The organism is Natrinema halophilum, assembly GCF_013402815.2.
Classification (GTDB): Archaea; Halobacteriota; Halobacteria; order Halobacteriales; family Natrialbaceae; genus Natrinema; species Natrinema halophilum.
The window spans coordinates 313488-335484 of the sequence record NZ_CP084880.1 but is presented as its reverse complement, the minus strand read 5'-3'; the positions used below and the strand labels follow the sequence as shown (position 1 = coordinate 335484).

Here is a 21997-nt window from a genome sequence, read left to right as displayed (position 1 = left end):
TACCGTTTCTGGCCCGCAGTCAGTTGCCCCTAATCGAGATGGCGGCGTACTCGCGAGAGTGCCGTTTCGTTCGATCGCCACAGAAAGTACACAACAGGTCCTGTGGCACAGTTGTGGCTCAAATCGACTGACACCAATTTTATACCGAACGGGATCTTTCATCAAGGATAATGACGCAGCTTCGCGGGCGCTCAACCAGACGTACGTTTCTTGGTGTACTCGGGACAGGCGTCGTTTCTACGGCGGGCTGTCTCGGAAGTGCAACGAGCGACGAACTCTCTATCGGCGTTATCCCGGACGTCGATCCGGATACAGCCATCGACAAAAACACGCCACTCGCGAACCACCTGGAGGATGAACTCGGAGTCACGATCAGCCTCGATACGACGTCGGATTACGCGGGACTCGTTCAAGCGACGACCGGAGATCACGTCGATATCGCGTACTTCGGCGGCGTTTCGTACGTCATCGCGAGTCAGCGCGCCGACGTCAGAGCGATCGCCGTCGGTGAAAAGGACGGATCGACGAAGTGGGAATCCGTCTTCGTCGCCCACGAAAGTAGCGGAATCGAAGACCCGACCGACCTCCGCGACGCATCCGACGTCGATTTCGTGTTCGGCGACCCGATTAGCACGTCCGGGACCGTTATGCCCACGTACTACGCCAACGAAGAGTGGGACATCGATCTCGAGGCGGACCTCTCGACTACCCACGTCGGTGCTCACGATGCTGTGGTTCGGACGGTCGCGAACGGAGACGCCGATGCGGGCTCGTTGAACGCACGCATTTTCGACGCAAAGCACGAAGCGGGCAAAACGGACGGAGCCATCGAAATCTGGCGAACGCCTTCATTTGCCGACTACCCGTGGGCCGTGGGCCCGTCCGTCGACGACGATCGGGCCGAGGAGATTCAACAGGCGTTTCTCACCCTCCACGAGTCAGTCTCGGACGAGATGCTCGATCAGCTAAACGTCGACCGATACGTCGAAGCAGATCACGACGATTTCGCAGATATCGAGGCAGCAGTCGAGCTGATGGGAATTACAGACGTCTAATCATGTCGTTGCTCTCGTTCGAGAACGTCACAAAGCGGTTCGAAGGCGCATCAGCCCCGGCTGTTCGAGACCTCTCGGTTTCGATCGCTGCCGACGAATCGGTCGCCGTGATCGGTCCGTCGGGCGCCGGAAAAACGACGCTCCTTCGGCTGGCAGCGGGCGCGATCCAGCCGGACGTCGGACGGGTCTCACTCGACGGGACGCATCACTACGATAACGACGACGTGGCGCTCGTCTACCAGGCAGACACGCTGATCGGCCGGCGAACCGCCCTCGAGAACAGCATCGTCGGTCAGATCGGCTCGTGCTCCCGGCTCCGCGGCTTGATCGAGCCGTTCGTCCCCTCCGATACTGATCGAGCGATCGAACTCCTCGAAGCCGCCGGATTGGGAGAGTACGTATATACCCGCGCCGATCAGCTCAGTGCTGGCGAGCGCCAACGTGTCGCGGTCGTCCGAGCGGTATTGCAGAACGCGCGGGTATTGCTCGCCGACGAACCGACGGCGAACCTCGATCCGACGACGAGCGACACGATCGTCGATCTGTTGCACCAGTCGTCGGCGGATCGCGCACTGATGGTCGTGATGCACGACGTCGACCTCGCTCTGGAACGATTCGACCGAATACTCGGAATAGCCGACGGGGGACTCGCATTCGATCGATCAGCCGAGCGGGTCGACGACGAACTCCTCGAGGCGATCTTCGGCGACGACGAGGGCCAGCGAACGAAACAGGAGGCTGTGAGACGATGACTGCTGGGGGGCCAGAGCACAACGAGGAACCGGGGACGAACGTGGCCCGGCTCTCTGATCCACGTCTGCATTCGGTAGGCGATTCGACGCCACCGGAACGGACGGCCGGCGGCGGGCTGTCGAAGCAGTCTCTGACGTGGGTACTGGTCCTCGGGCTGCTACTCGGTCTCGCCGCGTGGATCGCCGAAGTCGATCTCGTCGCCCTCCTGAGCGCTGATGCGCGGAGGCAGATGTGGAGCTTTATCGCTGACGGAATTCCACCGAACGTCTCGAGGGAGTATCTGCTGGGGCGGACGCTTCGAGATGGGCTGCTGTGGGCCGCCGTCGAAACTGTCGCAATCAGCATCGTCGGCATCGTGCTCGCTGTCGGTCTGGCGATTCCGCTCGCACTGGTCGGCGCCGCGAACGTAACGCACCGCGGGCCGCTGTACGATCGCTCGAGCCCGACGACGCGGTACGTCGGCCTCGCGCTCCATCGGATCGCCCGCGGCGTGTTGAGCTTCCTTCGGTCGGTTCCGGACCTCGTGTGGGGATTCCTGTTCGTGGCGGCGATTGGTCTCGGCCCGTTCGCCGGGGCGCTGGCGATCGGCATTCACAACGGGGGTGTGCTCGGGAAGCTGTACGCGGACTTCCTCGAGGATACCGATCCGCTCCCCGTCGAGGCAGTCTACTCGACCGGCGCGACGCGACTGCAGACGGTCGTCCACGGGATGGTCCCCCAGATCACGCCGACGCTGGTGTCGTACACGCTGTACCGCTGGGAGTGTGCGATTCGGTCCGCGACGATACTCGGGTTCGTCGGTGCCGGTGGGCTCGGCTACTACCTCACCATCACGATAAACAGACTCCAGTATCCGAAGTTACTCACGGCGATCGGTGCGGTGTTCGTCCTCGTCGTCAGTTGCGATTATCTCTCGAGTCGCCTCCGAGCGGCAATGGTTTAGGGCCGTACTTCGTCCGCAGCATCGCGGTGTTCCTCGAGCGAGAGTCCGACATCCCGTGCCTGCTGGCGGATCTCGTCCGCGTCGACGGTCGTAACGTCACCGTCGTCCATTACGACCTCTCCGTCGACCATCGAGAAGACGACGTCCTCACCGTGGGCGGCGAAGACGAGGTGGGAGAGGGGATCGTGCAACGGCGTCGCACGAGTCACGTCGGTGCGAACGCCGACGATGTCCGCCCGCCACCCGGGTTTCAGTTCTCCGAGTTGCTCGAAACCGGCGGCTTTCGCGCCGTTGATCGTCGCCATCTCGAAGAGCGTCTCTGCCGGTGCCGCGACGGGATCGAGATGGTCGACCTTCTGGAGAAGGCTGCCCTGTCGCATCTCCGTGAACGGATCGAGCGTGTTGTTACAGGGCGGGCCGTCGTTCCCGAGCGCAACGTTGATGCCGCGGTCCAGATAGTCCACGATGGGCGCGATCCCGCTCGCCAGTTTCATATTCGACGACGGGCAGTGGGTGACGTGGGTCCCGGTCTCGGCCAGCACCTCGCGTTCGCTCTCGTCTGTCCAGACGCAGTGGGCGAGCACGACGTCCTCTCCGGTGAGACCGACCTCGTCCAGCCAGTGGATGTTCCGCATCCCGGTGTCCGATTCGACCGTTTCGATCTCGCTTTGATTTTCGCTCGCGTGTGTGTGGATACGGACGCCGTCGTACGCATCCGCGAGTTCGCGAGCGCCGCGGAGACATTCCTCGGTACACGAAACGGCGAACCGGGGCGTCACGGCATACCGGATGCGGTCGTCGAATGAGCCGTGATACTTCTGGATGAGCCGTTCCGTCTCGGCGAGCGCGTCGTCGGTCGCTTCGTCGAGGCCCTCCGGCGACCGTTGATCCATGAGGACTTTGCCGAGCAGACCGCGGATCCCCATTTCGCCGGCCGCCTCGAACGCGCGGTCGGCGTGGTTCACGGACAGGTGATCGATACACGTCGTGGTCCCGCTCTCGATCATCTCGAGATAGCCCAGTTTCGCCGCGATTTCCATCTCCGCTTCCGAGAGGGACGCCTCCATCGGAAGGATGTATTCGAAAAGCCAGTCGAGCAGCTCCGAATCGTCCGCGATGCCTCGCCCGAGGCTCTGGACCGAATGGATGTGTCCCCCGACGAGCCCGGGAAGAAGGATGTCGAACGTTCGTTCCTCCCGATCCGGATACCGATCGACGACCTCGTCCCGTTGCCCCACCGCTTCGATTCGTGACCCCTCGACGACCACACTCCCATCGTCGATGACGGTCTCGGAATCGGCGAGGACTGTGCCAGATAGTATCATCCGTTCGTTACTCTCCCCGGACAGTTAAAATGATTACTACATCGGAAATGCGTTTCGCGAGCGATTGCGATCGGCACGATCATTTGGCAGACGAACCGCTCGAATTCCTCGGCAATGGAACGAGAGCCACAGCGGAGGAACCGAAAGCCACAACGGAACGAGAGCCACAGCGGAGGAACCGAAAGCCACAGCGGAGGATACCCGCGGTCCTCAGAGCGACGCTTGTTCCGTGACGGCCCGGAGGAGGACGTCTGCGCCGGTAACGATGTCTTCCCACTCGGTGTACTCGTTCTCCCGGTGACTGATTCCGTCGACGCTCGGAACGAAGATCATGCTCGTCGGCGCGATCGTGTTCAGATAATTGGCGTCGTGTCCCGCACCGCTTACCAGCCGGGTGTACTCACAGCCGGCATCCTCGGCTGCGTTGGCGACGGTCTCGATGCAGTCCGCGTCGAACGGATCGGCATCGACCCGCATGATCTCCTCGATCTCGTACTCGAGACCCTCCCGTTCGGCGGCCCACTCGATCTCGTTCTGGATGCGTTCGACGGCCGTCTCGACGACCGCGTTGTCGTACGACCGGAAGTCGAGGGTGAACTCGACGCGTTCGGGGATGACGTTGATCGCGTTGGGCCAGACGTCGACGCTGCCGACCGTGCCGACGAGGTCGGTCCCTTCGGTCGCGGTTATCTCGCGGACGGCCTTCGTTACGTCCGCCGTGGCGACGAACGCATCGTGGCGCATGTTCATCGGCGTCGGGCCGGCGTGGTTCGCCTGGCCTTCGAACGAGACGTTCATCCACGAAAAGCCGAAGACGCCCTCGACGACGCCGACGCTCAGATCGGCCTGTTCGAGGAACGGTCCTTGCTCGACGTGGAGTTCGAAATAGCAGTGGATGTCGTCCGGTTCGCAGGGTTCCTCACCCTTGTACCCGACCCGCTCGAGTTCGTCGCCGAACCGGTTCCCGTCCTTGTCCTCCCGGTCGTATGCGTACTCGAGGTCGAAGACGTCGGTGAACACGCCGCTGCCGAGCATATCGGGCTGAAACCGAACACCCTCCTCGTTGCTCCAGGCGACGATTTCGAGGGGGCGGTCCGTTTCGACGCCGGCGTCGTTCAACGCCTCGACGACCTCGAGAGCGCTCAAAACGCCGACGACACCGTCGTACCGACCGCCGTTGTACTGGCTGTCGATGTGAGAGCCAGACATGACCGGGGCAGCAGACGAATCGCGGCCCTCCCGGCGCCCGAAGATGTTCCCCATCTCGTCGATACGCACCTCGAGGCCCGCATCGCGGAACCACTCGACCAGCGTGTCGCGCGCTTTTTTGTTCTCGTCGGAGAGTGCCGGGCGGTTCACGCCACCGGCATCGGTCGCACCGATCTGACTGAACTCGTCGAACCGTTCGCGGAACCGTCGCTCGTCTATCGTTGCGGTTGTCATATATCATCACACCTAGCCCACCGTCTTTAACATTCCGACGCTCTACCGTGTATCCGCGCGTTCGGCGTGACGAGGTTGCCACAGCGTCCAAAATGCCGGGCACACTGTGCTGACCAAAAGAACCAAATCATCGATACACGATAACAGTAATATGTCGACTACTAACACGGACTCTATAGAGTTCCGTAACGCACGAGTTCTCGACGGAAGTGGCGCCGACGCGTACTCGGGGAACGTCCTCGTCGAAGGGGAGCGAATCCAGCGAATTGCCGACGATCCCGCCGGTGCCGACCGCGAAGTCGACCTCGACGGCTCGTTTCTGGCACCGGGGTTCATCGACATGCACGCCCACTCGGAACTTCGTCTGTTCGAGAAGCCGGAGGCGGCCGAAAAGATAACGCAGGGCGTCACGACGGAAGTTCTCGGGCAGGACGGCGTCAGCGTCGCTCCCGTCCCGTCGGACCTCAACGAGGAGTGGGCGAACCGAATCCAGTCGCTCGACGGCACGATCGGGGACGAATGGCCGTGGACGACCGTACACGGGTTTCTCGACGAGCTGAGTGACGCGGAGCCGGCCGTCAACACCGCCTTCTACGCCCCCCACGGAAACCTCCGATCGCTGCTGGCCGGGTTCGAAGACCGCCCGCTCGAGGACGACGAACTCGAGACGCTCCAGGCGGAACTGGCCGCTGCAATCGAAGAGGGTGCGTTCGGACTGTCGAAAGGGATGATCTATCCGCCGAGTTCCTACGGGCGCGACCCCGAACTGGAAGCGCTGGCGTCGACCCTCGGTGAGTACGACTCGTTTATGATTTCCCACGTCTGGAACGAGACCGATTACGTTGTCGAATCCATCGAACGGTACCTCGACATCTGTCATCGCGGCGGCTGTGACGCGCACGTCTCCCACCTCAAAGTTGGCGGCCAGCAAAACTGGGGCGCCTCCGAAGACGTCCTCTCACTGTTCGACGACGCGGAAGAACGGGGACAGCGCGTTTCCTTCGATCAGTACCCCTATACTGCCGGTTCGACGATGCTCACGGCGCTGTTGCCACCGTGGGCGCGACAGGACGATTCGGCGGCGATCCTCGAACGGCTCCGCGACGAGTCGGCGCGAGAGCGAATCGCCACGGACATCTCGGAGCAGGGTGACTGGGAGAATCTCGCCCGCGCGGCCGGGACGTGGGACAATATCCTGATCACGCGGACGGAAAGCGGACAACACCAGGGCGAAACGATCGCGGAAATCGCCGCCGAACGCGATCGGGATCCCGTCGACGCGATGTGCGACCTCCTCGTCGAAGAGGACCTCGACGTAACGATGGCGGACTTCATCATGTCCGAAACCGACATCGAGCGCTTCCTCGCCGATCCGCGAGGGACGTTCTGCAGCGACGGCATCTTCGGCGGCAAACCCCACCCGCGAGCGATCGGGACGTTCCCGCGGATCCTCGAACGATACGTCCGGGAACGCGAGGCGCTGACGCTCGAACGCATGGTGTACAAGGCGGCGGGTCGACCGGCCGACCTTCTCGGGCTTCCAGACCGGGGATACGTAAAAGAGGGATACGTCGCCGATCTCGTGGCGTTCGATCTCGACGCGATCGTCGAACGGCCGACGTACGAAGAGCCGAACCAGTTGACGGAGGATTTCGACTTCGTTCTCGTCGGCGGTGAAATCGCGGTCGAAGACGGCAAACCGACCGAGCGACGGAACGGCTCCGTGCTCCGCTCGACCGAAGAGTGGGACGGACAGACTCGGCCATCTCGTTCTCGCCGACTCTCTTGATTGGCGCGAATCGCACACGCGTGTGGCACCCAGCGTTCGCCGGATTGCGACGGACTGGACCACGACAGATTGCAACACCTGCATCCAGACCGGTTTCACTGCTCGGATACCTCGACTCGGTTCGCCACACAGACGCCTCAGCTGTTCCCGGTCTGATGGCACAGCGCGAACGTATACCGGGTCTGTGCTACCTTGCCCCATAGTTATATATCACCCGCTCTTCTACTTGGGAACGACTCTATGAGCTACAGTCACGAGGCAAGCGACGGGAGCGACAGAGTCGGGATTTACCTGCAGGACAAGCACCCGATTCGAGAGAATATGGAACTGGTACAGTACGCCGAGGAGCAAGGCTTCAACGAGGTCTGGCAGGCCGAATCGCGCCTCGCACGGGACGCCATCACCCCGATGGCAGCCTACGCCGCCGTCACCGACGACATCAAAATCGGCTCCGGCGTCATCAACAACTGGACGCGAAACACGGCCCTCATCGCACAGACGATGAGCACCCTCGAGGAACTAGCCGGACCGGACCGGGTCCTCTGTGGGATCGGTGCCTGGTGGGACCCCCTCGCTGAGAAGGTCGGGGTCGACCGGTCGGACGCGCCCCGGGCAATGCGCGAGTGCGTCGAAGTGACGAAACGGCTGCTCGAGATGGAGAACGTGACATACGACGGCGAGCACGTCAACGTCCGTGACATCGAACTCGACGTCGTTCACGGCGATTCCGGTCCCCGGACCGTGCCCGTGTACGTCGGTGCGACCGGGTTCAAGATGATGGAGTTGACGGGCCACTTCGCGGACGGAGCCCTCATGAACTACCTCGTCAGTCCCGAGTACAACCAGAAGGCGCTCGACGCACTCGAGACCGGGGCGGAGCGATCGGATCGATCCATCGACGAAATCGATCGACCGCAACTGATCGTCTGCTCGATGGACCACGACGAAGAGAAGGCACTGGACAACGCCCGGGAACTCATCACGCAGTATCTCGGCCAGCAGCCACACATCATGAAAGCCAGCGGCGTGAGTCAGGACCTGATCGACGAGGTGGGAGACGCCATCGGTGGCTGGCCGGCCGACAAGGACGACATCAAGAAAGGGATGGACCTCATCCCGGACGAGGTGGTCCACAAGTTGACGGCGAGCGGTCGTCCAGAACAGTGTCGCGAGAAGGTCCGGGAGTACGCCGACAACGGCTGTCTGTGCCCGATCCTGTACCCGCTCGGTGACGATCCAGAGCTCATGATCGACGAGTTCGCAGACGGCTACCTCTAGCGGTATCCGGAGACTGGAATTCACCGCAGGTGGTGTGTCCGACGGGGCCTGCGAGGGTCTCGCGGTCTATGGTATTCTCGCGGTTCGTTTTCGGCTCGGAACCGGCTCGAAGCTGTCACGATCGTCCCTCTCTGGCGGTGGCTGGACCCGGGATCACGGGATTAGAGATGTCGGCTCCGTATTCGAGGAACGAATTCGATCCCGGGACGATTGGGTCGTCCGATACCGGCGGAAAAAGGTCACCCTCAAATCGCGTCGCTTAGTCGTCGGCCGCTGCGGATGCCGGGACGTCGTAGCGCTGTTGGACTTCCGTGATGTCCGGGTCGATCCGCATGACGTCACCGGTCGCCTGTTTCGCGCTCTCGGTGTCTTTGAGTCCGAACCCGGTCGAGTTGATGACGACCGTTTCGTCGGACTGAATGATCCCGTCTTCGATCGCGCGCTTGACGCCGGCGAGTGGCGTCGCACCGGCCGGTTCAGTGTAGATCCCTTCGGTGCTTCCCAGCAGTTTCTCAGCCTCGAGGATTGCGTCGTCCTCGACGAGGAGGGAAGTGCCGCCGCTTTCTTCGAGTGCACGGCACGCCTTGATCGTGTTCCGGGGCCGACCGACGGCAATGCTGTCGGCAAGCGTATCGGCGATGTCCTGGACATCGTCGTGGTCGTGGAACGCGTCGTGGATTGCGGATGCGCCCTCGGCCTGAACGCCGAGCATTTTGGGCGTATCGTCGACGTAATCGAGTTCGTAGAATTCGCGGAAGCCTTTCCAGGCACCAGCGATCGTACAGCCGTCTCCCATCGAGAAGACGATCCAGTCCGGAATCTCACCGCGTACTTTCGACTGTTCGGCGAGTTCGTGTCCGACGGTTCGTTTCCCTTCGACCTGGAACGGGTTGATCGCCGCGTTGCGGTTGTACCAGCCGTACTCGTCGGTGACCTCGACGCTCAGGTCGTACGCCTCGTCGTACGATCCGTTGACGGCAAGAACGTCGGCACCGTAGACGAGTGGCTGTGCGAGCTTTCCGGCAGGAGCGTCACCGGGGACGAAGATCCGACAGTCGAGCGCACCGCGTGCGGCGTAACCGGAAAGCGAGGCGGCTGCGTTCCCGGTCGATGCACAGGTAATGATGTCGCGACCGGCGTGTTTCGCTTTCGTGACCGCAACGGAACTCGCACGATCTTTGAAACAGCCGGTCGGGTTCCGACCATCGTCTTTGACGAGGGTTTCGACGCCGAGTTCCTCGCTCAAATTCGGGGCGTCGAAAAGATCCGTTCCGCCCTCGTTGAGCGTTACGACGTCAGCTTCGTCGTCGACGGGAAGGAACGCCTCGTACTTCCACTGACTATCGATGTTGCCGTCGAGTTCGGCGTCGAAGTTGTCGTCGATGACGTCGTAATCGTACTTCACTTCGAGGATGCCCGAGACACCCTCGTGTTCCGGGCAGGTGTAAATGATCTGATCCGGATCGTACTCTTTCCCGCAAATCGTACACTCGAGTGTAGTAACGTGGTCCATCGCCATAGGATAGACAAAGCAGGCGGCTCACATAAAGACTTGCTTCGCGCTTCCACTTGGCTGTCCGCCACCGACAGAGAGGAACGAAATGGCCCGGCCATAGTACTCACGTCGGAGAATCCGAGACCGGTCGAACGCGGTTGCGGGTCAGCCCGAGAGAGACGGCAGCAGAGTTGATTCGCAGACCGATTTCTGCCGCGACCGACCGTCCGCGAGGAAGCGTCCGTCGACGTCGCTCGAGTCGATCGATACGGCGCCACGAGACGTCAGTCATCCTTCCATCTCTCCGCGATAGGGCGAGCCGAGTCGAGACTGGGGGCTCGCGACGGAGACGTGCCGAAATACGAGAAGACTCGCGAAGAGCCGCGAAAACGCTCGCTGTAGAATGCTTGGTGTTCGATGTCGTATACGCTGCGTGTGCGGAGACCACTCTCGAGGGGGCACTCGAAACGGCTACATCTGTTTTCGTCGCGGCTACCGCGGAAAGCCAGTCGCAGATGGGACGTCGATGCTCGAGTTCCGGGCGGAATGTCGGTCCGTTTGTTGCCGATCCAGATTCCGTGGGAACAGTCACAAACGCCGCCACATCGGCCACAATCGGCCCCACAGCACCCAATGTTTATAGTCAAGACACGCGTCATAAATGCTGGGTGCTAACTACCCGCAAGAAGCGTCGCTCATAGCGCGACGGTTTCGCCAGAGACGGTTAGCACCGTGTATATCCATGATTGGAAGACGACTAGCCACGACGGAAGAACTCATCGTCCTCATCAGTCCCGACAGCGACGAGGAACTCGCAACGATCGAAGAATGGGGCCGCAAACAGAACATCCCCGTCAACGCGGTGAATGTAGGCGACGATATCGACCCGGTTTACGATCCCGGAACGGAATATCTCGGCGTCACCCTCGGTGGCGACGGAACCTACCTCGAAGGGGTCCGCCAGTTCAGCCCCAAGCAGATCCCGATTCTCGGGATCAACGCTGGCTCCCTCGCCTTCCTCGCGAGTATCTCACCGTCCGATCTCACCGACGCGCTGACGGAGGCCGTCACCGGAAAGGCGACGATAGATCAGCGCCAGCAGTTACACGTCGACGCCGACGGCGTCGATTGTACGGGCATTAACGACGTGATGATAGAGCACGTTCCGCCGGAGAATCCGGTCGAACGGAAGATCACGCAACTCGAGGTGTTCGCCGGCGAAGAGTTCATCGGCCAGTACGAGGGAAGCGGACTCGCCGTTTCGACGCCGACAGGTTCGACCGGCGTTTCGCTCTCGGCCGGTGGCCCGATCCACTATCCCAAAAACAACGCCTCACTGCAGGTCGTCCCGCTTCACACGCACCGGCTCGGTGTCCGGCCGCTCATCGTCGATGCGGACACGACCGTCCGGGTCGTCTCCGCCGGACCGGCGAACCTGCTCGTCGACGGCGGCCGAGCCCAGACGGAACTCGAAGAGGACGCCGTCGTCACCATAGAAGGAGCAGAGACGCCGGCTCACGTCGTCAATACGAGCTACGACGACGAGTTCTTCACGTCCGTCTCGGAGAAGCTCGGCTGGGGAGTCCGTGACGGAAAAGCGGACACGGGCTCGAAACAGGTGTGGCGACAACGGACCCACGATCGAAACGAGGGCGACGTTCTCGAACGAGCGAAGCAAGTCGCCGAGGAGGCGGCGCGTGCGGCCGGGCCCGCGCTTCGCGAACTCCACGGGCAGACGGAGTCAGTCGAGTTCAAGACTGACAAGTCCGATATCGTCACCGAGGCGGACTACAAAGCCGAGAACATCATCACGACCGTTCTCGAAAGCGAGTTCCCCGACCACGGAATCCGCTCGGAGGAATCCGTTCAGCGAGATGGGTCGAGTGACTACACGTGGTCGCTCGATCCGCTCGACGGCACCGGAAACTTCGCCCACGGGAACCCGAACTACTCCGTCTCGCTCGCGCTCCTCGAGAACGATACCCCCGTCGTTGGGGTCGTGTACGCACCCGAGACGGACGAGATGTTCAGCGCGATCAGCGGCGAACAAGCGACGCTCAACGGTAAGCCGCTCTCGACGACCGAACGAACGTCCCTCGACGAGTGCATGCTGCTCTCGGGATACGATCCGGACGGCTCGTTCCTGTCCCACAGCTATCACGAGGCACGGGGCGTTCGTCGACTCGGCTCCGCCGCATTGAACCTCTGTTACCTCGCGGCCGGGAGCGCGGACGCCGTCTGGGAGTACGATACCTACCCCTGGGACGTGAATGCGGGGATCGTCATCGCCCGGACAGCCGGCGCGACCGTAACGAACGCCGACGGTACCCCTTACGATCCGAACACCGCCCTCGATACGAGAAACGAACTGCTCGGATCGAACGGGCCGCTTCACGACACCCTGCTTGCACACCTCCAGGACGCAGAGGCGCTTCAGACCTCAGCGACGAGTATGACCGACTGACGATACTCCGGGGGGCAGACGTTCGTCCCGTTACTCGACCGGTATCCGGGGTCCGCGAGAAAGATACGATCCGTCACCTGGTTTTGCGACCACGTCGTGTTCGCGTGCTGCGATCTCTCCGTCCGTGATGACAGTGTCGACCCGCCAGCTCCAGGTCCGACCCTCGAACGGCGTCCATCCACCGTTGTAGGTCAACTCGTCCGCCGACACCTCCCACGGATCGTTTCGAAGGAGGACGATGTCGGCATCCGTCCCCACCTCGAGCGATCCCTTCCGTGGGAAAACGCCGGCCTCGCGGGCGGGTCGCGCACAGACGAGTTCGAGGAGCCGCGGCCACGAGATCCGGCCCTCGTGGACGCCCTCGCTGGCGAGGAACTCGAGCATCGTCTCGACACCCGGAAGGCCCGCGTAGGGCTCCCAGATGTCCTCCCACCCTCGCTCTCGGTCCGCGCGGTGTGTCGGGAAATGATCAGTCGCAACGAGGTCGATCGTCCCGTCCCGAAGCGCCTGCCAGAGTCGCTCGACTTCGGTGGCGGATTTCAGACTCGGATTGACCTTGAGAAACGGACCTTTCCTCTCGACGTCCTCGGTGGAGAATCCGAGGTACTGCGGGCACGTCTCGAGCGTCACCGGAACGTTCGCACGGGATTTGAACCGATCGGCGACCGCAGCGCCGCTCCCGCTCGAGATGTGGACGACGTGGAGGGGACAGTCCGCGTATTCCGCGAGCCATCCCACGCGACTGATGGCCTCGAGTTCGGCCTCGATCGGGCGCGAACGGGGATACAGCTCCGGATCGGTCCCGTCGAGACGGTCGCGCGCGCGATCCAAAATCGCCTGTGACTCGCAGTGGACGCGAACCGAACCGCCGGCGGCACCGACAGCCGTCATCAGATCGAGGATCGTCTCGTCGTCTGCGCGGTACGGGTCCGCCGTGAACGTTTTGAAATCCGGCACGCCGGCCTCGACGATCCCCTCGACGTCGATATCCGTTTCCTGTACGTTCCCGGCGACGAGTCCAAAATCGATGTGTGCCAAATCCGCACAGCTGTCTCGCTTCTCTCGAACGGCTGCAGGTGTCGTTACGGGTGTTTGCGTGGGCAGTTCGACGACGGTCGTCACGCCACCGGCGACGGCGCTTTCGGTCTGGGAGGCGAAGTCGATATCGTCCGGGAACAACGACGGGTCGTGCATGTGCGTATGGACGTCGATCGCACCCGGAAGTGCGACCATACCGTCCGCCTGAACGACCGTTTCGGCGTCGGCTCCCGTCACCGAGAGTTCAGTATCGATCGCCGTGATCGATCCGTCTTCGATCGCAATCGATCCACGTTGCAGCCCTGCATTCGTCACGACACGAGCGTTCTCCACGAGACAATCCGTCATGGTTCGTACACTCACGCGCGGGTATCATAACAGTTCAGGTACGCGGGTACGCACGCTCGGACCAGAACCCGACCCGATCCGAGTGTGGACCAGCAGTGAAGCTTCGGGACCGATCCGAGTGTATCTGCGTGTAGTGAGTCGCCACCGGGTCGTACTCGGCGGCTGTACCCGGTCCGTGCAGTCAGACTTCACAGGGACCGATCCGGTTCGGAGAGGGGGATCGGAGATAGTTTTTTAGTGGTTGATAGAGATTCACATGTTGTGATACTCAATGCTGGTACGCTCGTCACGATGAACGACGAGCGCGAGGTCAGAGAAGAGGTACACGTCGTCGTCGAAGACGGCGAAATCGTCGACATCGCCGACGGATACGCATCCGGTGACGACGTCGTCGATGCCCGTTCCGAAGTCGTCATTCCCGGCCTGATAAACTGCCACACGCATATGTACGCGCTGCCGATTCGGGGCGCCCCGCTTTCGGTGTCGCCACAGAGCTTCTACGAGGCACTGGTCGATATCTGGTGGGAAGTCGATGAAGCGTTCACAATGGAGGACGCACGACTCTCGGCGCTCGGATCGTGCAAGGAAATGCTCGAGAGCGGCGTGACCGCGTTCTGCGACAATTACTCCGGTCCGAACACGCTGCCGGGAGCGATGGACGCCGTCGCAGAGGGTGTCGCTCAGACCCCGATCCGCGGCATGATCGCGTTCGAGACGACGGCGCGAAACTCCCGCGACGAAGCGCTGGCAGGAATCGACGAGAATCAACGATTCATCGAGGAAACGGAAGAGCAATACGATCGCGTTACCGGCCACTACTGCCTCCACACGCTGTTTACCAATCCGGAAGAGATCGTCGAAGAGTGCGTCGATCGGGCGACGGCCGACGACCGACCAATCCAGATTCACCTCGAAGAGGGATTGGTCGACGTTCACAAGTCCATCGAGGAGTACGGCGAGCGACCGGTTCCCGCCCTCGAATCGATGGGATTCTTCGACGCCGACGTCATCGCGGCACACTGCGTGCACGCGACCGACGAAGAGATCGAAATACTCGGCGAGAACGACGTTGCCGTCGCACACAACCCGTACTCGAATACGAACAACGCAGTCGGCATCGCGAACGTCGAAAAAATGCAGGAAGAAGACGTGACGATCGGCATCGGTGGGGATGGATGGGACCCCGATATGTTCGAGACGATGCGGACAGCCGTCGGTATCCACAAGTTGAAACAGACCAATCCTAGCGGATTCGACAATGCAGTCGCCCTCGAGTGGGCGACGATCGGGAGTGCAACTGTGATGGGTATGGAAGACCGAATCGGTAGTATCGAGGAGGGGAAGCGAGGCGACTTCGTGACGCTGGATCTCGGACCGAATCCGGTTCTCCCCGAAAGTGCTCCCTACTACGTCGTCAGCGCAGCGAGTCAGGCCGACGTCACTCGGACGATTGTAGATGGAGACACCGTCTACGAACGCGGCGACGGTGTCCGCGGCATCGACGCTGAAGACATGGAAGCCGTCGGGGCCGCGAGTGCCGCACTCTGGGACCGGCTTTAGACGAACCGACACGCGGCGACACGGCTCGTCAGCGTCTTCTCCTCTCCGATCGTCGAATACAGATGGAAAATACTGGGTGTACTGTGAGTACACATCGTCAAGCACTCCCCCGAGAAACGATGCCGGTTTCTGACGGGCACCGAGACGCTACTCCGTAACGACGCGCCGGTACGACGCCGCCACCTCGCCTTCGAGCGTTCCCGCTCTGAGTACGGCCCGAAAACGTGACGACGCCGTCCTCGAGGTGTCTGGTCGCCCGATCCGGACTGAGGCGTCAGTTCACACCCTTAGGGTGTATATTATTCTGTAGTCGATTGAGCCACACTTCCCTGATGCTATGTACACCCTTAGGGTGTGAATCAGATGGAGTCCCCCGACACAAAGTGTGCCAATGATGGGCAACGACCATCGCCGATGAGTGCCAAACGAGAGGCAACTTGTGGTCGTACACGTGGGGTGGACGCATAGTCAGGCTTATTAGATTACGACGAATAGTATCGATAGATGTCCACTGGTGACGGCTGCAAGGTCGACGCAACGATCGATCAGTACGACCTCGAGACGGCCGATCCCCGACACGAATCGCTGAACGAGGGTCTTCTCGCACGGTGGACAGGAGCGAGCGGACACACCGAAGTCGGATATCGGACGCTGACCGAGTGGTTCAACAAGCGACTCTTGAAACGCGTTTACGACGAACACGGGCGAGGGGCACTCGACACGCAGATCGATGCCGATTACGAAGCACTTTCAGCCGATGACGAACTGGTCCGCGAAGAGTTCATCGAGCGGCTCTCGACGGCGGGAATCGATGGCGAACAGTTGCTGGACGACATGGTTTCGTGGGGGACGATGCGAACCCACTTGAACGAATGTCTCGGCGGGAAAAAGGAGCAGTCGGACGCACGCACGGACTGGGAACGTAACAGCATTTCCGTCGCACAGAATATCGTTGGCGAAAAAGTCGACGAAGCACTCGCTTCGCTGGCGGCCAAAGGAGAACTCGACGGAACGGCGTCGTCCACCGTCGAGGTCCAGATACAATTGCGGTGTGACGAGTGTCCCACACGAGTCCCACTCGATGTGGCACTCGAACGCGGGTACGTTTGCGAGCAGCACCGAGAGACGATCGGCGGAACACAAACAGAATCATGACCTGGAAAATCGAAATCGAGAACATCGCCGGAATTTACGAGGGGAGTGCAGAACTCGAGCCCGGACTGAACGCGGTCAAGGGCTCGAACTGGCAAGGGAAGTCGAGTTTCATCGAAGCGATCAAAACAGGCCTCGGAACGGCAGCAACGCTCACAGAAGGAAAAGATCATGGAAGCGTCTACCTTCAAACGCCGGAAAAAACAGTTTCAGTCGACCTCAGCCGATCTAACGGCGTGGTGGACGTCGACGGAACCCCCTATCTCGAGACCGAATACGACATCGCCCGAACCTCGTTGTTTGCGTGTCTCGGCGAGCAAAACGAGATCCGGCGGGCCGTTCGGGAGGGAAAGAACCTGGAAGAGGTCTTGCTTCGTCCGCTCGATTTCCAGAACATCGACGTCCAGATCGCGGATCTCAAAAGCGAGCGCGAAGGAATCGATTCTGAGTTAGCGCAGGCGAAAGAAGCACGGAAGCGACTCCCCGGTCTTCAAGAGCGCGTGACGCAACTCGAAACCGAAATCGAAGACCTCCACGACCGACGTGAGGAGTTTTCCAACGCGTCCGGCTCCGAAGAGCAATCCACGTCCGTGCAAAGCGAATTGAGTCAGGCACAGGCAAACCGCAGCCAAGCGAAAAGCCAGCTCGAACGCCTGGATCAGACGATCGAGCGCGTCGAAAACCGCCTCGAGGACCGCCGCTCTGAACTCGAGAGCATCGATATCGACGAAGATGACACCGTCGAATCCGAACTCGAAGACGCACGCGAGAAGCGCCAGGAAGTAAACCGAGCACTGGAGATGTTGCAGAACGTCTACTCGGCCAACGAACTGGTTCTCGAAGAGGATCACCTGGACCTCATTACTACCGTCAACCGAGAACTCTCCGGCGACTCGGTCGTCTGCTGGACCTGCGATTCGACGGTGTCCCGATCCGACCTCGAGAATCGGCTCGACGCGCTCGGGGAGAAAATCACCGAGAAACGCGCCCAGCTCAAAACACGCCGTGATCAGGTCGAAAAACTCGAGGCGCGACGGGAAGAGCGTGCTCAGGCGCGGCGGCGGAAACGAGACTTAGAGGGGGAAATCGAGGATCTCGAGGAAAAGCTCGCCGATCGAAAGCAAAGTCTCGAGGAGGCCCGCGACCGCTTCGAAAGCGCAGACGAGCGCGTCGAAACCCTCAGCGAGATGGTCGACGAAACGGTCGATGCGATTGCGGACGTAGAAAGCGAAATCAAGTACCGGAAAGCGGAGCTTAAAGATGCACGCACCGAACTCGACGAACTCGAATCGCGCGCCGATCAGATCGAAACCCTGGAAGCGGAGCGAGAAGAGATTCAACGAGAGATCGAGGAACTCAGAAATCGAAAGCAGGAGATCAAACAGCAGGCGCGCGACGAATTTAGCGACTCGATCCGGGAAATCAGCGAACGGTTCGAAACCGGGTTCGAATCAGCACATCTGACCGGCGGGTTCGATCTGGTCGTGGCACGGGAAGGCCGCGAAGCGAACCTCGAGGCGCTCAGCGAAGGTGAACTCGAACTGATCGGCTTCATTGCCGCACTCGCGGGATACGAATCGTTCGACGTCGACGAGGCGGTGCCGATACTGCTCGTGGATGGTGTTGGAAGCCTCGCGGACGAAAATCTGCAAACGCTCGTCGAGTACCTCGACAAACGAACCGAGTACCTCGTTTTCACCACGTATCCGGAACACACGACCAGTGACGGTCGGACTATCGATCCGACATCGTGGTCGGTGGCAAGCCGCGACGCTATCGACGCCGACTAGTATCCACGCAGCGTTCACTATATATTCGCAGCTGACCCGCTGAGTCGAAACGGTGCCGGATGCCGAACCAGATCGCGGTGAGAACCGTCGTTCCGACTGAGGCGATCGACTACGGTTCCGCCTCCGAGTCCGAAAACCGACGATAGCCACCGCAAACGAAGACTTTAACCCCACCTCGGCTGAATGTAGGCTGAAAATGACCTCTGATCCAGACGACGTAATGAATATCGGCAATCGGCTTCTCAAGCAGTATCCGGACGCGTTTTCGACCGAATTTAGCGCAAACAAGGAAGTCGTCCAAAACATGACCTACGTCAGTTCGAATCGGCTCCGAAACCGCATCGCCGGATACATCACCCGGCAAAAGCAGTCGCATTGACGCAGCGAATCGACTCGTATCCCCACTTCTCCAGTCGGCCGTCGTCGCGTATTCATTCACAGGTCTGCCCGCTGGAAGGCGTGGAACGTCCGGTATCATTCTATTCAGGAAAAAATTACCGGTACCCCCACACAGTTGTATGTTATTGGGTAACAAGACAGTATGGTGGTTAGCGCCGCGATTGGGGAGTTTGCCGAGATTCTCGCAGATCTCGAGCAGACTGACAAAAAAGTACGGAGTGTAGCCCTCGCCGAAACGGACGGCGACACGGAAACGGTTACTGCGCGCGTCCAGGTCGGTGTCCCGGTGATCGACGGCGGGAGATTGAGCGACGATGTGACGGTTCAGGCAGCCGAGGAAAATTTAACTGACGGACACGTCGACGTCACTCTCGAATTCTCCATCCCCGCCGGCAGCGGTGATAGAACACTCGAGACGCATCAGTCTGGGTCCCTTCCACGGAGTGTGAAATCGGCCGAAGCGTTCGCGACGCCTGCTAGTACACCGCCGTACAAAGACCCGGACGTCCTCGAAACGGTGTATGAACAGTACGACTCCTTCCCCAAAATGACCGACGCGCTGGGAGTCGACGTGACGTCTGAAACCGTACGGCGATACATGGTAAAATACGGTATCCATGATCCAGACGAGTCAGCCGACGAATCGGACGATCAAACTATCGACGATACTGAATCGGAGAGCGCGGACGATGTAACGACGAATACCGATGGACCGCAATCGTCAACAGTCGGAACGGAGACCGCGTCTTCAACAGAGGACGAGTCTTCGTCGTCGTCGGGCGACAGAGACGCTGAATCGCCCGCAGATGATGCATCACAGTCGGGGTTCGGTGAACGGTCCGTCGCCGAGATTTTGGCCGATACGGATCTCGACGAGGAGGAATCGCTCATCGCTGACGGAGTCGGTGTGCCGCGAAACCTGACCGTGGCGGATCTAACGGAGATACTCAATCGTTCTAGAACGGTCTCCGAAGTCAAACGGGCGCTCGATCTGGATCACGACCAGACACGACGGGTACTGAACGAGTTAGGTGTCATTTCGTTCGTTACCGGTCGACTCACCAACTCTCGCTGCGATATCAGCATTTCAGAGGTGGAAGAATGTATACGGAACGAAGCGCCTTCCCGGGCCTGACGCTGGTTCACTCCCCGCTCACATCACTCGGCGACCCCAGATACCGATCTCGCTAACCCACTCGAGTGTGCGCGTAAACGTACCCGTCCACCGTGTTCGACGAGTCAGAGAAGAACGTCTAGGCAGTAACGTGACCGCTCGCATGCGGTTCGACAACCGAGATACGGTAATAGTCGGTGAATTTGACGACGTCGCACCGGGCGAGCTCCGCTTTCACATCCGCATCGACCGCTATCTGACCGTCCTCACATACGACCCGATAGAGATATTCTTTGGCCCTCGTGGAGAGTTCGTCGATGTGGCGGACATTCACCGACGAGGGAATCGATTCGATCCTGGTTACTGTAAGTCGCGATTGCATGCTAACTGCTACCATTCAACTTCAGTCTCCCATCCGTAATCAATATATCGACATCGGTCACGGCAGGGAACTGGTATGGTCAGTAGAATGTCGGGAGAATACCCACAAGTATACACCCTGTGAACCATCTGTATATAGGATGTATACACGGGTGGCCCTCACTTGACAGGCGATAGTAGTCGTTGAAACGGTGGAGCCACCGCTCTCACTGCTGCGGCCAGCGAATGGGCGCTGGCTGCGAATTCGCGATCAGGGCGTGCAATGACATTCAACGACGCCTATGGTTGCACGTACTCATGACGGTGACGGCCACGTTTCGCCGCGAAGCGATAGCGACAGTCGCGACACCGCTGTCTCAACCCCGAAGCGTACGCCGTAGCAAACGACGTTGGCCGATACACTATCACCGTAAATCAAAATTTATTGACTACTTGGCAAACGTTATTGTGTTTGGCACACACAGACACATTCGAAAATGGCAGCCGATTCAGAAAACATCATCAACGTCGGAAACACGCTTCTCGAACGATATCCCGAGGGTTTCTCGTCTGACTTCGAGGAAAACAAAAATCGGGTCGAGAAATTAACCGACGTCGAATCGAAACGGATACGCAACCGAATCGCCGGGTACGTCACTCGAGAGCGGACTGATAACGCTCAATGAACAAATCGCCGGAGATGTGCCCATTCGATCACGGCTGTTCGAATCTGTCACTCTCATACTAGCCCCGTTAGAGCGAACAGTAGAAACAATTAACCACGATTGTACGGAGCGTATATGGTATGGCCACAATCAGAATACGCGACTGGACGAAGAAGCAATTAGAAAAGATACAGGATGAGGAATCGCACTCATCTCATGATTCGGTCATCAAGTCGCTACTTAAGGACCACGAGTTGGCTCAATACGCACACGCTACTGCACCGAACGCGGAATCGATCGAATCCGAACCGGCACCTGAAGAGAAAGCCTTCGATGATTTAACCGTATTCGACGAACTGACCACGGTCGATAATCAGGTGTTGTTCCTCTGGTGTCCCAACTGTGGCAAAGAAATGGCACATCTGTCCGTCGAAAACCCGATCGACATCCCCGTGTACGAGATGGAATGCCAACGCTGTCTCACCCATCTCGATCATCACGCTATCGTCGGTATCGAAATCGGATACCCCATCGAGAAACGGTTGGTCGAAAACACCTTGCAGGACGACCTCAAAGCCTGCGTGATCGACTACTGGGATCGAAAGCTCGAACAACTGGCAGTAGAGGTAACCGACGACACCGATTTGGATCATCTCGTCTGGCAGTTCGGTCAGTACGCCCGCAACTTCAACTGGGATTGGCCGGCAGACGTCCCCGTCATTGGTATCGAAATCGGAACGACCTATCGAGACGAGATGACCGGTGACGTCCTCGAAGTGCTCGAATGCGTCACCGAAAACCGGAACGAACTCGACACGTACCGAGTCAAGCGTTACGATAATGACGCGGCGGATCCAGAAACGGAAGTGATGGGAAAAGAATCGCTCATGCCGCTTCTCCTTCGTCGAAGCCTGTACGTCGCGGACGAAACAGAAGCGAAAAACCACTGAACTGTCCCACGTTTACGGTTCGGGCTTCGTTCGATACTGTCACCGCATACTCCGTTACTCATCGGAGTCCCCTGTC

At 60.0% G+C, this 21997-nt stretch carries 19 protein-coding genes; 13 read left to right on the top strand and 6 right to left on the bottom strand.

The annotated features are described in order from the left end of the window. Positions 1-170: 170 nt before the first annotated feature. From phnD to phnE, 3 genes are read left to right on the top strand one after another with little or no spacing between them, the layout of a single operon-like run. A complete protein-coding gene (gene phnD, locus HYG82_RS43395) occupies positions 171-1055 on the top strand; it encodes a phosphate/phosphite/phosphonate ABC transporter substrate-binding protein (RefSeq protein ID WP_235218012.1) in 885 nt (294 codons plus the stop codon). Positions 1056-1057: 2 nt separating this feature from the next. Continuing rightward, the gene (locus HYG82_RS43390; RefSeq protein ID WP_235218011.1) at positions 1058-1807 is read left to right on the top strand and encodes a phosphonate ABC transporter ATP-binding protein; all 750 of its coding nucleotides are present in this window, start codon (positions 1058-1060) and stop codon (positions 1805-1807) included. Continuing rightward, on the top strand, positions 1804-2751 hold the full coding sequence (gene phnE / locus HYG82_RS43385) for a phosphonate ABC transporter, permease protein PhnE (RefSeq protein WP_235218010.1): 948 nt from the start codon (positions 1804-1806) through the stop codon (positions 2749-2751). Before HYG82_RS43390 ends, phnE begins: the two co-directional genes overlap by 4 nt. On the opposite strand, the gene HYG82_RS43380 is transcribed toward phnE, so the two are convergent. Together HYG82_RS43380 and HYG82_RS43375 are read right to left on the bottom strand one after the other, a co-directional pair. Next, positions 2748-4076 (bottom strand): 5'-deoxyadenosine deaminase, encoded by a 1329-nt coding sequence (locus tag HYG82_RS43380; protein WP_235218009.1) that lies wholly within the window; start codon positions 4074-4076, stop codon positions 2748-2750. The genes phnE and HYG82_RS43380 overlap by 4 nt on opposite strands. A gap of 210 nt (positions 4077-4286) precedes the next feature. Beyond that, positions 4287-5519, bottom strand: a complete 1233-nt coding sequence (locus HYG82_RS43375; RefSeq protein ID WP_235218008.1) for a Zn-dependent hydrolase — start codon at positions 5517-5519, stop codon at positions 4287-4289. A gap of 151 nt (positions 5520-5670) precedes the next feature. Here HYG82_RS43375 and HYG82_RS43370 point away from each other — a divergent pair, with 151 nt between their 5' ends. Next, complete coding sequence (locus tag HYG82_RS43370) at positions 5671-7308, top strand: N-acyl-D-amino-acid deacylase family protein (protein WP_235218007.1); 1638 nt, start codon at positions 5671-5673, stop codon at positions 7306-7308. A gap of 240 nt (positions 7309-7548) precedes the next feature. Then, positions 7549-8586: an LLM class flavin-dependent oxidoreductase gene (locus HYG82_RS43365; RefSeq protein ID WP_235218006.1), complete on the top strand. Its 1038-nt coding sequence runs from the start codon at positions 7549-7551 to the stop codon at positions 8584-8586. A gap of 259 nt (positions 8587-8845) precedes the next feature. On the opposite strand, the gene thrC is transcribed toward HYG82_RS43365, so the two are convergent. Together thrC and HYG82_RS43355 are read right to left on the bottom strand one after the other, a co-directional pair. Continuing rightward, positions 8846-10105 (bottom strand): threonine synthase, encoded by a 1260-nt coding sequence (gene thrC, locus HYG82_RS43360; protein ID WP_235218005.1) that lies wholly within the window; start codon positions 10103-10105, stop codon positions 8846-8848. 100 nt (positions 10106-10205) lie between these two features. Next, a complete protein-coding gene (locus HYG82_RS43355; RefSeq protein WP_235218004.1) occupies positions 10206-10373 on the bottom strand; it encodes a hypothetical protein in 168 nt (55 codons plus the stop codon). Positions 10374-10823: 450 nt separating this feature from the next. Between HYG82_RS43355 and HYG82_RS43350 the strand changes: the two genes are divergently transcribed. Further along, the gene (locus tag HYG82_RS43350; protein WP_235218003.1) at positions 10824-12545 is read left to right on the top strand and encodes an NAD(+)/NADH kinase; all 1722 of its coding nucleotides are present in this window, start codon (positions 10824-10826) and stop codon (positions 12543-12545) included. A gap of 30 nt (positions 12546-12575) precedes the next feature. Here the strand turns inward: HYG82_RS43350 and HYG82_RS43345 are convergent, their stop codons facing one another. Beyond that, complete coding sequence (locus HYG82_RS43345; protein WP_235218002.1) at positions 12576-13931, bottom strand: dihydroorotase; 1356 nt, start codon at positions 13929-13931, stop codon at positions 12576-12578. A 261-nt stretch (positions 13932-14192) separates the two neighbouring features. Here HYG82_RS43345 and HYG82_RS43340 point away from each other — a divergent pair, with 261 nt between their 5' ends. The 5 genes from HYG82_RS43340 to HYG82_RS43320 all read left to right on the top strand — a co-directional run bounded on the left by HYG82_RS43340 (position 14193) and on the right by HYG82_RS43320 (position 19967). Then, a complete protein-coding gene (locus HYG82_RS43340; protein WP_235218001.1) occupies positions 14193-15491 on the top strand; it encodes an amidohydrolase family protein in 1299 nt (432 codons plus the stop codon). A 504-nt stretch (positions 15492-15995) separates the two neighbouring features. Next, complete coding sequence (gene rdfA, locus HYG82_RS43335; RefSeq protein ID WP_235218000.1) at positions 15996-16646, top strand: rod-determining factor RdfA; 651 nt, start codon at positions 15996-15998, stop codon at positions 16644-16646. Beyond that, positions 16643-18433, top strand: coding sequence for an archaea-specific SMC-related protein (locus HYG82_RS43330; protein WP_235217999.1), 1791 nt, complete (start codon positions 16643-16645; stop codon positions 18431-18433). The genes rdfA and HYG82_RS43330 overlap by 4 nt, the downstream gene beginning before the upstream one ends. A 196-nt stretch (positions 18434-18629) precedes the next feature. Further along, on the top strand, positions 18630-18812 hold the full coding sequence (locus tag HYG82_RS43325; RefSeq protein ID WP_235217998.1) for a 30S ribosomal protein S17e: 183 nt from the start codon (positions 18630-18632) through the stop codon (positions 18810-18812). Between the two features lie 162 nt (positions 18813-18974). Further along, positions 18975-19967 (top strand): DUF8073 domain-containing protein, encoded by a 993-nt coding sequence (locus HYG82_RS43320; protein ID WP_235217997.1) that lies wholly within the window; start codon positions 18975-18977, stop codon positions 19965-19967. A 118-nt stretch (positions 19968-20085) separates the two neighbouring features. Here HYG82_RS43320 and HYG82_RS43315 read toward each other — a convergent pair whose 3' ends face one another. Continuing rightward, complete coding sequence (locus HYG82_RS43315; protein WP_235217996.1) at positions 20086-20343, bottom strand: DUF7979 domain-containing protein; 258 nt, start codon at positions 20341-20343, stop codon at positions 20086-20088. Positions 20344-20803: 460 nt separating this feature from the next. Between HYG82_RS43315 and HYG82_RS43310 the strand changes: the two genes are divergently transcribed. Together HYG82_RS43310 and HYG82_RS43305 are read left to right on the top strand one after the other, a co-directional pair. Further along, positions 20804-20992, top strand: a complete 189-nt coding sequence (locus HYG82_RS43310) for a 30S ribosomal protein S17e (RefSeq protein ID WP_235217995.1) — start codon at positions 20804-20806, stop codon at positions 20990-20992. Between the two features lie 119 nt (positions 20993-21111). Further along, positions 21112-21921 (top strand): hypothetical protein, encoded by an 810-nt coding sequence (locus tag HYG82_RS43305; protein WP_235217994.1) that lies wholly within the window; start codon positions 21112-21114, stop codon positions 21919-21921. Positions 21922-21997 lie beyond the last annotated feature (76 nt).

What these genes read in the sequence shown, in the direction of transcription:
- phnD (WP_235218012.1), top strand. Translation starts at nt 171, where the DNA reads ATGACGCAGCTTCGCGGGCGCTCAACCAGACGTACGTTTCTTGGTGTA.
- HYG82_RS43390 (WP_235218011.1), top strand. Translation starts at nt 1,058, where the DNA reads ATGTCGTTGCTCTCGTTCGAGAACGTCACAAAGCGGTTCGAAGGCGCA.
- phnE (WP_235218010.1), top strand. Translation starts at nt 1,804, where the DNA reads ATGACTGCTGGGGGGCCAGAGCACAACGAGGAACCGGGGACGAACGTG.
- HYG82_RS43380 (WP_235218009.1), bottom strand. Translation starts at nt 4,076, where the DNA reads ATGATACTATCTGGCACAGTCCTCGCCGATTCCGAGACCGTCATCGAC.
- HYG82_RS43375 (WP_235218008.1), bottom strand. Translation starts at nt 5,519, where the DNA reads ATGACAACCGCAACGATAGACGAGCGACGGTTCCGCGAACGGTTCGAC.
- HYG82_RS43370 (WP_235218007.1), top strand. Translation starts at nt 5,671, where the DNA reads ATGTCGACTACTAACACGGACTCTATAGAGTTCCGTAACGCACGAGTT.
- HYG82_RS43365 (WP_235218006.1), top strand. Translation starts at nt 7,549, where the DNA reads ATGAGCTACAGTCACGAGGCAAGCGACGGGAGCGACAGAGTCGGGATT.
- thrC (WP_235218005.1), bottom strand. Translation starts at nt 10,105, where the DNA reads ATGGCGATGGACCACGTTACTACACTCGAGTGTACGATTTGCGGGAAA.
- HYG82_RS43355 (WP_235218004.1), bottom strand. Translation starts at nt 10,373, where the DNA reads ATGACTGACGTCTCGTGGCGCCGTATCGATCGACTCGAGCGACGTCGA.
- HYG82_RS43350 (WP_235218003.1), top strand. Translation starts at nt 10,824, where the DNA reads ATGATTGGAAGACGACTAGCCACGACGGAAGAACTCATCGTCCTCATC.
- HYG82_RS43345 (WP_235218002.1), bottom strand. Translation starts at nt 13,931, where the DNA reads ATGACGGATTGTCTCGTGGAGAACGCTCGTGTCGTGACGAATGCAGGG.
- rdfA (WP_235218000.1), top strand. Translation starts at nt 15,996, where the DNA reads ATGTCCACTGGTGACGGCTGCAAGGTCGACGCAACGATCGATCAGTAC.
- HYG82_RS43330 (WP_235217999.1), top strand. Translation starts at nt 16,643, where the DNA reads ATGACCTGGAAAATCGAAATCGAGAACATCGCCGGAATTTACGAGGGG.
- HYG82_RS43325 (WP_235217998.1), top strand. Translation starts at nt 18,630, where the DNA reads ATGACCTCTGATCCAGACGACGTAATGAATATCGGCAATCGGCTTCTC.
- HYG82_RS43320 (WP_235217997.1), top strand. Translation starts at nt 18,975, where the DNA reads ATGGTGGTTAGCGCCGCGATTGGGGAGTTTGCCGAGATTCTCGCAGAT.
- HYG82_RS43315 (WP_235217996.1), bottom strand. Translation starts at nt 20,343, where the DNA reads ATGGTAGCAGTTAGCATGCAATCGCGACTTACAGTAACCAGGATCGAA.
- HYG82_RS43310 (WP_235217995.1), top strand. Translation starts at nt 20,804, where the DNA reads ATGGCAGCCGATTCAGAAAACATCATCAACGTCGGAAACACGCTTCTC.
- HYG82_RS43305 (WP_235217994.1), top strand. Translation starts at nt 21,112, where the DNA reads ATGGCCACAATCAGAATACGCGACTGGACGAAGAAGCAATTAGAAAAG.